The 14,525-nt window shown below is 75.4% G+C and carries 9 protein-coding genes; all 9 read left to right on the top strand.

Annotated features, from left to right (window positions below; genetic code table 11):
* Window positions 1-2,837: fibronectin type III domain-containing protein (locus RDI86_RS13185; protein WP_308821559.1), on the top strand; the 2,837-nt coding region annotated here is incomplete at its 5' end.
* A 47-nt stretch (window positions 2,838-2,884) separates the two neighbouring features.
* On the top strand, window positions 2,885-3,859 hold the full coding sequence (locus tag RDI86_RS13180; protein WP_076405057.1) for a MoxR family ATPase: 975 nt from the start codon (window positions 2,885-2,887) through the stop codon (window positions 3,857-3,859).
* Between the two features lie 82 nt (window positions 3,860-3,941).
* Window positions 3,942-5,285 (top strand): DUF58 domain-containing protein, encoded by a 1,344-nt coding sequence (locus tag RDI86_RS13175; RefSeq protein ID WP_083711821.1) that lies wholly within the window; start codon window positions 3,942-3,944, stop codon window positions 5,283-5,285.
* Window positions 5,285-7,786 carry a transglutaminase-like domain-containing protein gene (locus tag RDI86_RS13170; protein WP_308821558.1) on the top strand — a complete coding sequence of 834 codons (2,502 nt, stop codon included), beginning with the start codon at window positions 5,285-5,287 and terminating at the stop codon, window positions 7,784-7,786. The genes RDI86_RS13175 and RDI86_RS13170 overlap by 1 nt, the downstream gene beginning before the upstream one ends.
* The gene (locus tag RDI86_RS13165; RefSeq protein ID WP_308821557.1) at window positions 7,783-9,402 is read left to right on the top strand and encodes an RDD family protein; all 1,620 of its coding nucleotides are present in this window, start codon (window positions 7,783-7,785) and stop codon (window positions 9,400-9,402) included. Before RDI86_RS13170 ends, RDI86_RS13165 begins: the two co-directional genes overlap by 4 nt.
* Window positions 9,399-10,256, top strand: a complete 858-nt coding sequence (locus tag RDI86_RS13160) for a protein phosphatase 2C domain-containing protein (RefSeq protein ID WP_308821556.1) — start codon at window positions 9,399-9,401, stop codon at window positions 10,254-10,256. The genes RDI86_RS13165 and RDI86_RS13160 overlap by 4 nt, the downstream gene beginning before the upstream one ends.
* Window positions 10,253-11,944 (top strand): FHA domain-containing protein, encoded by a 1,692-nt coding sequence (locus RDI86_RS13155; protein ID WP_308821555.1) that lies wholly within the window; start codon window positions 10,253-10,255, stop codon window positions 11,942-11,944. The genes RDI86_RS13160 and RDI86_RS13155 overlap by 4 nt, the downstream gene beginning before the upstream one ends.
* The gene (locus RDI86_RS13150) at window positions 11,941-13,734 is read left to right on the top strand and encodes a protein kinase (RefSeq protein ID WP_308821554.1); all 1,794 of its coding nucleotides are present in this window, start codon (window positions 11,941-11,943) and stop codon (window positions 13,732-13,734) included. The genes RDI86_RS13155 and RDI86_RS13150 overlap by 4 nt, the downstream gene beginning before the upstream one ends.
* On the top strand, window positions 13,731-14,432 hold the full coding sequence (locus RDI86_RS13145; RefSeq protein WP_043654136.1) for a hypothetical protein: 702 nt from the start codon (window positions 13,731-13,733) through the stop codon (window positions 14,430-14,432). The genes RDI86_RS13150 and RDI86_RS13145 overlap by 4 nt, the downstream gene beginning before the upstream one ends.
* Window positions 14,433-14,525: the final 93 nt, after the last annotated feature.

The raw sequence follows: 14,525 nt of genomic DNA, 5'->3' as shown, positions 1-14,525 counted from the left end.
CCGTGCCCGTGGAGGACATCCTGGGCAAGACCGAGGTCACCGTCCCCGTCCTGGACAACGACGAGGACCCCGACGGCGCCGCGAGCGAGCTCACCGTGACCACCGACGCGACCACCGCGAGCGTCACCCCCGACGGCGAGCTCACCGTCACCCTCACCGAGGGTCGCCAGGTCATCACCTACACGGCGACCGACATCGACGGCCTGACCGCCAAGGCCTTCGTCAAGGTCCCCGGCCTCACCGACCAGAAGCCCACGCTGCGGCCGGGCACGCAGCTCGAGGTGCTGGCGGGGGAGTCGCTCCCGATCGACCTCACCGAGCACGTGCTCGTCGTGGAGGGCCGCTCCCCGCGCCTGACCACCGAGGACAAGGTCAAGGTCACCGAGGGGGACCGGCAGGTCCCGTCCGTGACCGAGATCGTCTACACGCCCGACGCGGACTACACCGGCCCGGCGTCGGTGTCGTTCGAGGTGACGGACGGGTCGGGCCCGGACGACCCGGAGGGCCGGACGAACGTCCTGACGATCCCCGTCCAGGTGCTCCCGCCGGAGAATTTGCCGCCGGAGCTGTCGACCCCGACGCTCGACGTCGCGGCGGGCGAGGAGGCCTCGATCGACCTCGCGCGCTTCGCGACCGACCCCGACGGCGATCCCCTGACCTTCAAGGCCACCGGCCAGGCCCAGGGCGTGACCGTGTCCGTCGAGGGCACCACGCTGCGCGCCCAGGCGACCCCGGACGTGCCCAAGGGCTCGGTCGTGCAGGTCCCGATCACCGTCACCGACGGCGAGCACCCCCCGGTCGAGGGCACCGCGACCCTGACCGTCGTGGCCTCCACCCGGCCCCTGGCGCGCGCCAACCCCGACACCGTCGACGACGCCCACCAGGGCAAGGCCACCACCGTGCCCGTCCTCGCCAACGACTCCAACCCGTTCCCCGACCGGCCGCTGACCCTCGTCGACGCCGTGGTGGAGACGGGGCAGGGCACCGCCTCCGTCTCGGGCGACCAGGTCTCGGTCACCCCGCGCGACGACTTCGTCGGGGTCATGGTCGTCCGGTACCGGATCCAGGACGCGACGAAGGACCCCGACCGCGAGGTCGAGGGCCGCGTCCAGCTCAAGGTCCTGGGCAAGCCCGAGGCGCCCGCGACCCCGCAGGTCGTCGAGGTCCGCTCCAAGACGGTCGTGCTCACCTGGGACCCGCCGAACAACAACGGCGCCGACATCACCGGCTACACCGTGCGCTCCCAGAACGGCTACACCAAGGAGTGCGGCACCACCACGTGCACCCTCGACGGGCTGACCAACAACGTCGAGTACACCTTCACCGTCTACGCGACCAACGCCGTCGGCGACGGCCCCGCCTCCCCGGCCTCCGCCGTCGCCCGACCCGACGAGAAGCCCGACCCGCCCGCCGCACCCCGCCTCGAGTTCGGCGACAAGTCCCTCACCGTCACCTGGACCAACAAGACCTACACCGACCGCTCGCCGATCCAGGCCGTCAACCTCGAGATCTCGCCCGCGCCGCCGGGCGGCGCCGTGCAGAAGACGGCCCTGACCGGGACGTCGGTGACGTGGGACGGCCTGCAGAACGGCGTCGCGTACAAGGTGCGCGCCCAGGCCGTGAACCTCGCCCCTGACCCCTCGGACTGGGGCGACTACTCGGCCGCCGAGACGCCGGCGGGCAAGCCGGCGGCTCCCGCCAAGCCGGCGGTGCGGCGCACGTCGATCGGCGACACGTCGCAGATGCAGGTCTCCTGGGGCGCCCCGGACGGCAACGGCGCCCCGATCACGCGGTACACGATCGAGGCGCTGCGGGGCGGGAGCGTCGTGCAGACCTCGACCGCCGCCGGCGGCGCGACGTCCGCGACGATCGGCGTCCCGGCGGACACGACGGGCTACGCGTTCCGGGTGCGCGCGCACAACAAGGCGACGGACAAGCTCGGCGACGCCGAGTTCTCGCCGGCGTCGGACCCGGTGCGCGCGTTCGCGAAGCCGGGCGCGGTGTCGAACCTCAGCGCCGACGCGAACGGCACGAACGGCGAGATCCAGCTGTCGTTCGGCGCGGCGTCGGGCAACGGCGTGCGGGCCGACGAGATCACCTACCAGTACGACGCCGGCGGTGGCTGGCAGCCGCTCGGCGCGAACAAGGTCGTCGGCGGGCTGTCGAACGGCAAGCCGTACCGGATCGCGGTGCGCGCCGTCGCGGGGGTCGACGGCGCGCGCGAGCCGGGGGCGGCGGCGACGGCGAACGAGGAGTCGCCCTACGGGCCCATCCCGGCGCCGGTCGTCTCGATGAACGGCGGCGACCGCTCGATCACGTACAGCTGGTCGACCGCGGGCAACGGGCGCGGGTACTCCGTGCAGGTGCGCGGCGCGGTCCAGTCCACCCAGAAGGAAGGCTCCGGGAGCCTCTCGGTCGGCTACTCCGAGACGCGCGAGATCTGCGTCCGGGTCACCCCGACGGAGGGCGCCCCGAAGGAGACGTGCAGGTCGGCGACGTCCGACAAGAAGCCCGAGCCCGTCCTCACGGTGAGCAAGGGGAGCAACCACAAGCTCCCCGACGGGAAGTGGCCGGGCGAGTGCGGGCACTCGTCGTGCGCCGAGCTCTACCTCACCATCAAGGACGGCCCGGCCAACACCTCGTTCCGGGTGACGTGCTATGGCGGCGGTTCGCAGATCGGGTCCGGCAACTACAGCCGCGACGCCCAGGGCCGCGCCCTGCAGACGGACGGGAACGGGAACTACTCCGGCGGCCAGCAGTGCGTCTACGGCCAGCCGGGCGGCTCGGCGCGGATCGAGACGACCATCGGGAGCACGAACACCATGACGTGGTACTAGCGCGGCCCGCGCCCCACCTCGGACAGCACAGCGAACGGAAGCGACGAATGACCACCATGACCCCCGAGCAGGCCACCTGGTTCGCTCAGACCTTCGACCGCCTCGTCGGCAACGTGGGCCAGGCCGTCCTGGGCAAGGCGCACGTCGTGCGCCTGACCCTGACGTGCATGCTCTCCGAGGGGCACATCCTCCTCGAGGACGCGCCCGGCACCGGCAAGACCTCGCTCGCGCGCGCGCTCGCCGCGAGCGTCCAGGGCACGAACAACCGCATCCAGTTCACCCCGGACCTCCTGCCGTCCGACGTCACGGGCGTGACGATCTACGACCAGAAGACGGGGAAGTTCGAGTTCCACCCGGGCCCGATCTTCGCGTCCATCGTCCTCGCGGACGAGATCAACCGCGCCTCGCCCAAGACGCAGTCCGCGCTCCTCGAGGTCATGGAGGAGGGCCGGGTCACGGTCGACGGCGTCGGTCACGAGGTCGGCCGCCCGTTCATGGTCATCGCGACGCAGAACCCCATCGAGCAGGCCGGGACGTACCGCCTGCCCGAGGCGCAGCTCGACCGCTTCCTCATGAAGGCGTCGATCGGCTACCCGGACCACGCCTCGACGGTCGAGATCCTCTCGGGCGCGTCCGTCCGCGACCGGAGCAAGACGCTCCAGCCGCTCATCACGACGCAGGCCGTCACGGAGATGGCCGAGCTCGGCGCGCGCGTGCACGTCGACGGCGCGGTGCTCGAGTACGTCTCCCGGCTCGCCGAGGAGACGCGCAACGCGCCCGAGGTGCGCGTCGGCGTCTCCGTCCGTGGTGCGCTCGCCCTCGTGCGCTGCGCGAAGGTGTGGGCCGCCGCGCACGGGCGCAACTACGTCCTGCCGGACGACGTCAAGGAGCTGGCGCAGCCGGCGTGGGCGCACCGCCTCGTGCTCGACCCCGAGGCGGAGTTCGCGGGCGCGACGAACGAGGCCGTGCTCGGCCGCCTGCTCGCCGACGTCGCGGCGCCGCAGGAGCGCCGCAGCGCCTGACGCGACCGGCGTCCCGCACGCCGGCCGCACGCCGTCCCGCCGCCGGCGGACCGACGGCCCGCACCGACCGAGAGCCCATGCCATGAACGCCACCTCCGGCCCGACGAGCGGGCGCCCCAGCGCCCGCTCCGGCCGCACCGCCAGCGGCGGCCGCCCGGGCGCACCCCGCGCGGGGTCCGCCCTCGCCGGGCTGCTCCGCCCCCTGGCCGCACCCCTCGCGCGGGTCACCGCGCCGGTCGGGCGCGCGCTCGCGCCCGCCGCGCGGACGGTCCGGCCCGTGACGTCCGCCGTCAGCCCGTTCGGCTGGGCTGCGCTCGTCGTCACGGTCGCGGCCTGGTGGGCCGGGCTCGCGCTGTCGTGGCTCGAGCTGCTCGTCGTGGCGGTCCTGCTCACGGTCGCGCTGCTCGCGGCCGTCGCGTTCGTGCTCGGGCGCTTCCGGTACGCCGTCGTGCTCGACCTCGCGCAGCAGCGCGTGACGGTGGGGGACCGTGCGGTGGGCCGGCTCGACGTCCGCAACGACTCCGCCCGTCCGCTGCTCCCGTCGGTCATGGAGCTGCCCGTGGGGCAGGGCATGGCGACGTTCCCCGTGCCGCGCCTGCGCCCGCAGGGGAGCCACGAGGAGATCTTCACCGTGCCGACCCACCGGCGGTCGGTCATCTCCGTCGGCCCGGTGCGCTCCGTGCGGGCCGACCCGCTCGGGCTCCTGCGGCGCGAGGTCGTGTGGACCGAGCCCGAGGAGCTCTTCGTCCACCCGCGCGTCAAGAACCTGTCCGGCTCGTCGACCGGGTTCCTCAAGGACCTCGAGGGCCGCGTGACCACCGACATCTCGAACTCCGACGTGTCGTTCCACGCGCTGCGCGACTACGTGCCCGGCGACGACCGGCGCCACATCCACTGGAAGACGACGGCCCGCACGGGCCAGCTCATGGTGCGCCAGTTCGAGGAGACGCGGCGCTCGCACCTCGCGGTGCTGCTCTCGACGCGGGCCGAGGACTACGCGCACGACGACGAGTTCGAGCTCGCCGTGAGCGCGTGCGGGTCCCTCGGGCTCCAGGCGATCAAGGAGGACCGCGGCGTCACGGTCCTCGTCAACGACGGCAACCTGCGCGGCGACCACCGCACGCGCCTCCTCGACGACCTCGCGCGCGTGGAGACGCAGTCGCAGCGCACGTCGCTCGTCGACGTCGCGCGCGTCGCGGGCCTGACGATCACGGACGCGTCGGTGGTGGCGTTCATCGTCGGGAGCCGGGTCACCCCGACGGAGCTCCGTGCGGCGTCGGCGCGCCTGCCGCAGGACGTGCGCGTCATGGCGATCCAGTGTGTGCCCGGCGCGTCCCTCAGCCGGCACGCGATCGCGGAGCTCGTCGTCCTCACCATCGGCGAGCTCGGCGAGCTCCCCCTCGCCCTGCGGAGGCTGAACGACTGATGAGCGCGCCCAGCACCACGACGCGCGGCTCGCGCCGCGCCACGCCGGTCGGCACGCCGGCGCCCTCGTCCGGCACGTCGCAGCGGAACACGACCCGGCTGCGCGGCGCCGACACGCCGCGCGCCCTCACGGCGCTCGGCGCCGTCGACGCGCTCGCGCTCGTCCTCGTCCTCGGTGCCACGGTCGTCGGGTTCGGCCCCGTCTGGGGCTCCTCGGGCTACCTGATCCCCGCCGCGGGGGGCGCCGTCGTCGGCCTCGCGGTCGCGTGGCTCGGGGCCTGGCGGCGCTGGGCGGCCTACACCGTGCTCCCGGTCGCGGTCCTCGCCTACCTCCTCCTGGGCGGTCTGCTCGCCCTGCCCGCCGACGCGATCGGCGGCGTGCTCCCGTCGCTCGCGACGATCGCCGACCTCGCGCGCGGGGCGGTGACGGGCTGGAAGGAGTTCGTCACGACCGTCCCGCCGCTGCACTCGTTCCCGCACCTCGCCGTCGTCCCGTACCTCCTCATGCTCGTCACGGGGCTCCTCGCGGGCACGATCGCGTGGCGCGCGCGCCGTGCCGCGTGGGCGCTCGTGCCGGTGGCCGTCGCGTTCGTGGCGGTCATCCTGCTCGGGACGGTCATCGCGGCGTACCCGGTGGCGCAAGGCCTCGTGCTCGGCGGCGTCGGCCTGCTCTGGGCGGGGTGGCGCGTCACCGCCGCGCGGCTCGGCGCGCACCAGATCACGACGGAGGCGAGCCGCGCCGCGACGCGGCGCCTGTGGTGGCACCGCGTGCGCACGGGCGCGGCGATGCTCGTCGTCGGGGGCGTCGCGGCGGCGTTCGCGGCCCCCGCGCTCCTGCCCGACGACCCGCGCACCGTCCTGCGCGAGACGGTCGTCCCGCCGCTCGACCTGCACCAGTACGTCAGCCCGCTCACGGCGTTCCGCAAGTACGCGAAGGACATGCGCGAGGACGAGCTGTTCACCGTGCGGGGCCTGCCCCCGGGCGCGAAGGTCCGCCTCGCCGCGCTCGACACCTACAACGGCGTCGTCTACGACGTCTCGAGCGGGCTGCCCGGCTCGGGCGTCTACACGCGCGCGGGCCAGGAGATCGCGACGGTCGCGCCCGGCACGCCGACGCGCCTCGACGTCCAGGTCGGCGACTACACCGGGGTGTGGGTGCCCGACGTCGGCCGGCTCGCGGGCATCACCTACACCGGCGAGCGGGCGCGCGAGCTCGCCGACACGACGTACTACAACGGCACGACCGGCACGGCGCTGTCGACCGCCGGGCTGCGCCCGGGCGACACCTACACGCTCGACGCGCTCGTCACGGCCGAGCCCACCGAGGACGACCTCCGCGCGGGGACGATCGACCAGTCGGTGCAGGTCCCCACACCGCCGAAGGGCGTGCTGCCCGCGTCGCTCGCGGGCAAGGCCGCGCAGTTCATGGGCGAGGAGACCGAGCCCGTCGACCAGCTCTACGCGCTGCGTGACGGCCTCGTCGCGAGCGGCATCTTCTCGAGCGGGCTGGACACGCAGCCGCCGTCGCGACCGGGCCACTCGGCGGAGCGCATCGACACGCTGCTCGCCGACGAGGAGATGGTGGGCGACGACGAGCAGTTCGCCGTCGCGCTCGCGCTCATGGCCAACCAGGCCGGCATCCCGGCTCGCGTCGTGATGGGCTTCTACCCCGACCTGGACAAGAACCCGCTCGAGCCGGGCGAGCCGTACACGGCGACCGGGACCGACGTGCACGCGTGGGCCGAGGTGCCGTTCGTCGGCCACGGCTGGGTGCCGATCACGGCGATCCCGGACGAGGACAACAAGATCCAGCCGGAGCCGAAGAGCCTCCAGGTGCCCAAGCCCCCGATCCTCGAGGACCCGGAGCCGCCGGAGGAGCCCGCCGAGGCCGAGGCCGGGAAGATCGACGACGAGGAGAAGGAGAAGGCCGACAGCGACGGGTTCGACTGGGGGCAGGCGGTCCTCATCGGCGTCGCCGTGGTCGTGCCGCTCGCGCTGCTCGCGCTCCCGGTCGTGCTCGTGCTCGCCTACAAGGCGCGACGCCGGGCCCGGCGCCGCACCGCGGAACGGCCCGTCGACCGCGTGAGCGGCGGCTGGCGCGAGGTGCTCGACACCGCGACCGACCTCGGGACGCCTGTCCCCGCCGGCTCGACCCGCCGCGAGGGCGCGGGGGTGCTCGCGCAGGCGTACGGCGCGACGGCGACGATCCCGCTCGCGCACCGCGCGGACGCGACCGTCTTCGGCACCGGGGAGCCGACGGAGCAGGAGATCGAGGCGTTCTGGGCGGACGTCGACTCCGTCGTCGGAGGGCTACGCTCCTCCGTGAACCGTCGCGCCCGGGTGCGTGCCGCGCTCTCGCTGCGGTCCGTGCGCGCGGGCGGCGGTTCCGCGGGCCTGCGCCGGTGGCTGCCCGGCCGCCGCGCCGGCGCGCGGGGTGGCGCGGTGCCCCCGGCGGCAGGGTCGTCGTCGGGGCCGTCGAGACGACAGGGAGACGAGTCATGAGCGACGTGACGTGCCCCGCCTGCGGGTCCGCGCAGTCCCCGGGGGCCGCGTTCTGCGCGGTGTGCGGGCAGCCGTTCCCGCGGACGGGCCGGCCCGTCGCCGCGCCGTCGGCGGGGCCGGTCGGCGGCGTCCAGGCCGTCGCGGGCCGCGGTGGGCCGGACCTGCCGTACGCCGCCGTCGCGCACTCGGCGCCGGACACGACGACCGAGCCCGAGGTCTACGCGGCGACGCAGAAGGCCTTCGTCCCGGTCTCGGCCGGGGCGTCGCCGTCGTCCCTCGCCGCCGCGCCCTTCGCCGGGACCGGCCGCCGCTTCCTCGCGTACCTCGTGGACGCGGCGGTGCCGGCCGTCGTCGCTCTCGTCGTCCTCGTGGCGGGTCTCGCGGTCGTGGGCGCGCCGCTCGGCAGCGTGCAGACGGTGACCCAGGAGGAGGCCGCCGCGCTGCTCGGCAAGATCCTCGTGGTCTACGTCGTGGCCGCGGTGCTCGCGCTCGCGTGGTGGGTCGGCGTCTGGTTCTGGGAGGGGTCGACGGGCAAGACGCTCGGCAACCTCGCGACCGGCATCCGCACGGTGGACGCGGGCACGCGCGGGCCGGTCGGGTTCGGGCGCGCGGCGCTGCGCTGGATCATCGTGGGCGTCGTGCCGCTGGGCGGGATCCTCGTCGTGCTGCTCAGCCCGCGCTTCGACTCCACCGGCCGGTCGCAGGGCTGGCACGACAAGGCGGGCCGGTCGCTCGTGCTCGACGTGCGCGGCGTCGCCCCCACGTCCTCGGGGTACGACGGCGTCGCCTCGCTCGTGGCGGGCGGCCCCGCCGGGGCGTACGGCGCCCCGGCCGCCCCCGGCGCGTACCTCGCCGCCCCGGGCGGCCAGCCGGCGCCGTACCCGGCGCCCGACGTCGGGCGCCCGCCCGCGCCGTCGGCCGCGACGCCCGCCGCGTCGTTCGCGCCGCCGCCGTCTCCCGCCTCGTCGGCCCGCCCGGGCGAGGCGTCCGGGGCGGTGCCGGCCGCGCCCGTGCCGGACCCCTGGGCCTTCCCGTCCACGCCCGCGCCCACCGAGGGCGGTCTCATCACGGGCGTCCCCGGCGTCGGGAGCGGAGCGTCCGCCCCGCCGCCCGCCGCGCCCCCGCCGGCCGCGGTGCCGGCGCCTGCGCCCGTGCCGACGCCCGCCCCGGCGGCTGCTGCGCGGCCTGCCGCCCCGCCGGCGGGCCCCGAGGCCGCCGAGCCCGAGTGGGACAGCACCCGGATGTCCGCGCGCGACGTGCGCGCGATGGAGCCCGCGCCCGACGTGGCCGTCGTCATCGAGCTCGAGTCGGGGGAGCGGCGCACCGTCGACCGCCCGACCCTCGTGGGCCGCAACCCCCAGGCGCCCGACGACGGACCCTGGACCCTCGTCGCCCTCGACGACCCGACGCGCTCCGTCTCCAAGACGCACGCCGAGCTGCGCGTCGACCCGAGCGGCCTGTGGCTCACCGACCGCGGCTCGACGAACGGGACCGTCGTCTCGGTGCCCGGATCCCCGCCCCGCGTCGCCGAGCCGGGGACGCGCGTGCGCGTCCCCGTCGGCGCGACCATCCACGTGGGCGACCGTCGCCTCGTCGTCCACCCGGGAGTCTCGTGACCACCGACCAGCCCGCCGAGGTGCACCTGGCCTGGGGCGCGGCGTCGCACCGCGGCGCCCGCCGCCTCCTCAACGAGGACCGCTTCCTCGCCGCGCGCTCCGTCTTCTTCGTCGCCGACGGCATGGGCGGGCACGAGGCGGGCGAGGTCGCGAGCGCGACCGCCGTCGAGGCCCTGCGCCCGCTCGCCGACCTCGAGGTCGTCACGCCCGAGGAGGTGCGGACCCGGATCGCGGTCGCGCAGGAGAACGTGCAGGCGATCGTCACCGAGCCGGGCCGCGGCGCCGGCACGACCGTCACGGGCGTCGTCGTCTCCGAGCAGGACGGCAACCCGTACTGGCTCGTCGTGAACGTCGGCGACTCGCGCACCTACCACCTGGCGGGCGGCCGCCTGGAGCAGGTGAGCGTCGACCACTCCGAGGTGCAGGAGATGGTCGACGCCGGTCTCCTCACCCCGACCGAGGCGCTCACGCACCCGCGGCGCCACGTCGTCACGCGTGCGCTCGGCTCGCGCAACGCCCCGCAGGCCGACTTCTGGTACCTGCCCATCGAGCGGCACGACCGCGTGCTCGTCTGCTCCGACGGCCTCACCGGCGAGCTGTCCGACGAGCGGATCGCGGAGGTCCTGCTCGCCACGCCGGACCCGCAGGCCGCGGCCGAGCGGCTGGTCCACGAGGCCATCGCCGCCGGTGGCCGGGATAACATCACAGTCGTCGTCGTCGACGCGACGGGCGTGTCCGACGACACGAGCGGCGGGAGCACGACGCCGCGGGACCAGGTGGCGGCGCCGGGTCCGGTCGTCGACGAGGACACGCTGCCCAGGGATGTTCGTCTGCAGATCGGGGGTCTGATGTGACGCTGCGCTACGTCACCGGAACGGCACGCACCGTGGTGCGCGGCGGCGCGGTCGTCGTGCTGCCCGCACCGGTGGAGCCCTCGCTCGTCGAGCAGGTGTGGGACCAGCTCGGCACGGACGCGGGCGTCGTCGAGGTCCTCCAGGTCCTCACGGGTGCGTTCGGCTCGAGCCTGCGCACCGTGCCGCCGTTCGTCGTCGCGGTCGTCACCGGCCGCCGCGTCCACGTGGCCGCGCGCGGCCGCCTCTCCGTCACGCTCGAGCTCGACGGCGGCGAGCGCGTCCAGGTCGAGGGCGAGGGCGTCACCACCTGGTCGGAGCGGGTGCTGGACGACGTCGTCGAGCTGCTCGTCCAGGCGGACGCGGGTGTGGTGCCCGTCGAGCCCGCACCGCCCGGCGGGCCGCTCCTCGGGGACGCGCTCTCCGTGCCGCTGGAGTCGGGCGTGGTGCTCGCGTCCGCGGTCGCGTGGCCGCTCGTCGAGCGCCCCGAGCAGCCCGTCGCGTCGGGCGGCGAGGACCTCGGCTCCGACCCCGGGCCGGACGACGACCGGCTCGCCGCCTCGGAGGCGAGCGTCCCCGAGGACGGAGCGTCGCAGCCCGGTCCGGGTGCGCGCCACGCCGCCGCGGAGACCGCGACGCTCGCCGAGGCGCCCGCGGTGCCGTCGGCGACGACGGTCCTCGGCGGGCTCGGGGCGACGCTCCGGCTCCCGGAGGAGACGATCGCGCCGCAGCCCGACGCCGTCGAGCCGTCGCCCGTCGTGGAGCCGGTCGCGCCGGTCTCCGAGGCGCCCCCGGAGGAGGACGACGACTACGCCCACCTGTGGGGCTCCACCATCCTGCGGACGGTCGAGGACGCCGCGGTCCGGTCCGCGGAGGACGAGGAGACGGACGAGGCCGACGATCCGACGCCGTCGGCCACGGTGCCGCCCGTCCCGGCCGTCCCCGCCCCGCCGGCGGACGAGGCGCCCGTGCCCGCCCCGCCGCCCGCGCCGGACGGCCTCATCGCGGGCGTCCCGCGCGAGTGGACGGGCGCCACGCCCGCCGCCGCGCACCGGGCGGCGACCGTCACGCCCGACGACGAGCCCGCGCCCGTCGCCGGGCTCGACCACGACGGCCACACCGTGCTGTCGTCGGCGATCGCGGACCTGCGCGCGGCGGCCCAGGAGCCGGCGGTCGAGGACGCGCCCGTGCCGCCCCCGGTCCCGTCCTTCAGCCCGCCGCCCGCACCGGGGCAGCAGCAGATCCTCGCGCGCACGTGCCCCGAGGGGCACGCGAACCCGCCGTCGCGCGACACGTGCGCCGTGTGCGACGCGCCGCTCGACGGCGACGCCGAGCTCGCCGTGCGCCCGCCGCTCGGCCGGGTCGTGGTCTCCACGGGGCAGACGCTCGAGCTCGACCGGCCCGTCGTCGTGGGCCGTCGCCCGCGCTCGCCGCGCACGCAGACCGCGGAGCTCCCGCGCCTCGTCACGGTGCCGAGCCCGCAGCAGGACATCTCGCGCTCGCACCTGGAGATCACGCTCGAGGGCTGGCACGTGCTCGTGAGCGACATGGCGACGACGAACGGGACCACGCTCCTGCGCGGCGGCCAGCCGCCGCGGCGCCTGCACCCGTCCGAGCCGGTCCTCGTGGTGGACGGCGACGTCGCCGACCTGGGCGACGGCGTGACCCTGCGCTTCGAGGGGATCCGGTGAGCAGCAAGCGCGCACCGTCCCCTCCACCGGAGATCCGCGGCTTCGAGTACGTCTCGCTCATCGGTTCGGGCGGGTTCTCGGACGTCTTCCTGTACCAGCAGCAGCGCCCGCGCCGCCGCGTCGCGGTGAAGGTGCTGCTGCACGAGTGGTCGAGCCACTCGCAGCGCGCGGCGTTCGACGCCGAGGCCGACCTCATGGCGACGCTCTCGACGCACCCGTCGATCGTCACGATGTACGAGGCGGACATCGCGGACGACGGCCGCCCGTACCTCGCGATGGAGTACTGCTCGCGGCCCAACCTCGGCGCGCGCTACCGCACCGAGCGGCTCCCCGTCGCCGAGGCGCTGCGCACGGCCGTCCAGATCGCCGGTGCCGTCGAGACGGCGCACCGCGCCGGGATCCTGCACCGCGACATCAAGCCCGCGAACATCCTCGTCACCGAGTACGGGCACCCCGCGCTCACGGACTTCGGCATCTCGTCCACGGTCGACGACGCCGCGCGCGCGGAGGGCATGTCGATCCCGTGGTCCCCGCCGGAGTCGTTCGCGGAGCCCCCGCGCAGCGGCATCGCGACGGACGTCTGGGCGCTCGCCGCGACGACGTACACGCTGCTCGCCGGGCGCACGCCGTTCGAGGTGCCCGGCGGGTCGAACTCGAGCGCGAACCTCATCTCGCGCATCGAGGGCTCGCCCCTGCCGCCCACGGGCCGCACCGACGTCCCGGCCTCGCTCGAGCGTGTGCTCGCGACGGCGATGGCGAAGAACCCGGCGTCGCGCTACCCGACGGTCCTCGCGTTCGCGCGCGCACTCCAGCAGGTCCAGAACGAGCTGTCGTACGCGGTGACGCCGATCGACCTGCTCGACGACTCAGGCCACGTCCAGGAGGAGGAGCCGGACGACGACGCCGGGACGCGCCTGCGCCAGGTCGTCTCGATCGACCCGTCCGGGACCGGGACGTCCGCGGGGCCCGTGGCACCCGGCCGCCCGACGCAGCCGACGACCCCGCTGCACACCGCCCCGCCCGGTGCGTGGCCCGGGCAGACCGTCGCCCCGGGCACCGCGCCCGGGCAGCCGGCGCCGTACCGCCCCCAGGTGCCGTACGCGCCCGCCGCGTGGGACCAGGGGCCCTCGGCGGGGACGTCCGGCACGGTGCCGACGACCGCCGTCGGGCAGGGCGGCGCGCCCGTCGCGGAGCTCACGGACCCCTCGCGGCTGTACCCCGGCCCGCGGCGTCCCGGTGTCTGGGGGACCCCGCCCGTCGAGGACACCGTGCACCGGACCGCCGGGCCGGACCAGGCGCCCGACGACGCGTCCCCGCAGGAGCAGCGCTCCGGCCGCGGTGCGCTCTGGGCGACGGTCGCGGGCGTCGTCGGCGTCGCGGTCGCCGTCGGGGGCTTCTTCCTCCTGCGGCCCGACGCGACGCCGGACGACACGGAGACCACCGCGGGCGGCGAGAGCTCGGCCGCGCCCGACGACGACTTCGTCCCGTCCGACAACCTCGGCGACCTCGTGCCCCCGGTGAACGACCTCGTTGGCACCTACGACCCGGCGCGCGAGGTCGCGACGTTCACGTGGGCCTACGACTCGGACAAGGCGCTCGAGGACGACTCCTTCTGGTGGCGCAAGATCGACCCGATCGAGGAGACGCCGTTCAAGGAGAACTTCGACAAGACGTCGGTCGAGCTCCGGGCCAAGCCCGGCGAGCAGGTCTGCGTCGAGGTCATCGTCGACCGGGACGGCAAGGTCTCGGCCTCGCCGCAGAAGGCGTGCGTCACGGGGGAGGCGGCATGAGCGAGCTGGCGGTCGAGTTCTGCGGCGAGTGGTTCCGCCCGTCCACCGACGGCGACCCGTTCGACATCGGGCGCGACGGGGACCTCGCGATCGAGGACAACCCGTACCTGCACCGGCGCTTCCTGCGCATCGCGCACGAGGGCGGCATCTGGTGGCTCGCCAACGTGGGGTCGCTCATCTCCGCGACGGTGTGCGACTCCGGCGGCGGCGTCCAGTCGTGGCTCTCCCCGGGCAACCGCCTGCCGATCGTCTTCCCGACGACGTCGATCGTGTTCACCGCGGGGCCGACGACGTACGAGATCACCGCGCAGCTGCGCGGCGCGCCCTACCAGGAGATCCGCTCGGAGGACCCGGAGGCGGGCGGCGCGACGACGATCGGCATGATCACGTTCACGACGAGCCAGAAGCAGCTCATCGTGGCGCTCGCCGAGCCGATGCTGCGGCGCGACGGCACGGGCCTGTCGGAGATCCCGTCGTCCGCCGCGGCGGCGGCCCGGCTCGGCTGGGCGACGACGCGCTTCAACCGCAAGCTCGACAACGTGTGCGACAAGCTCGACCGGATCGGCGTCAAGGGCCTGCGCGGCGGGCCCGGCGCGCTCGCGACGAACCGCCGCGCGCGCCTCGTCGAGTACGCCGTGGCGTCGCGCCTCGTGACGGCGGCCGACCTGCCCCTGCTCGACCTGACCGACGACGGCTGAGCCCGCCCGCTCGTGCGAGCGCGCGCCGCGCGCTCCGGTCGGTCGCGCCCGTCGACCGCTCGCCGTCCGCCGCTGACCACCCGGACCCGAACG

Origin of the sequence: Cellulosimicrobium sp. XJ-DQ-B-000 (assembly GCF_031119065.1) — a bacterium.
In the GTDB taxonomy this organism is placed as follows: domain Bacteria; phylum Actinomycetota; class Actinomycetes; order Actinomycetales; family Cellulomonadaceae; genus Cellulosimicrobium; species Cellulosimicrobium funkei.
The sequence above is the reverse complement of the archived record's forward strand: the minus strand, read 5'-3'. Positions and strand labels throughout refer to the sequence as shown.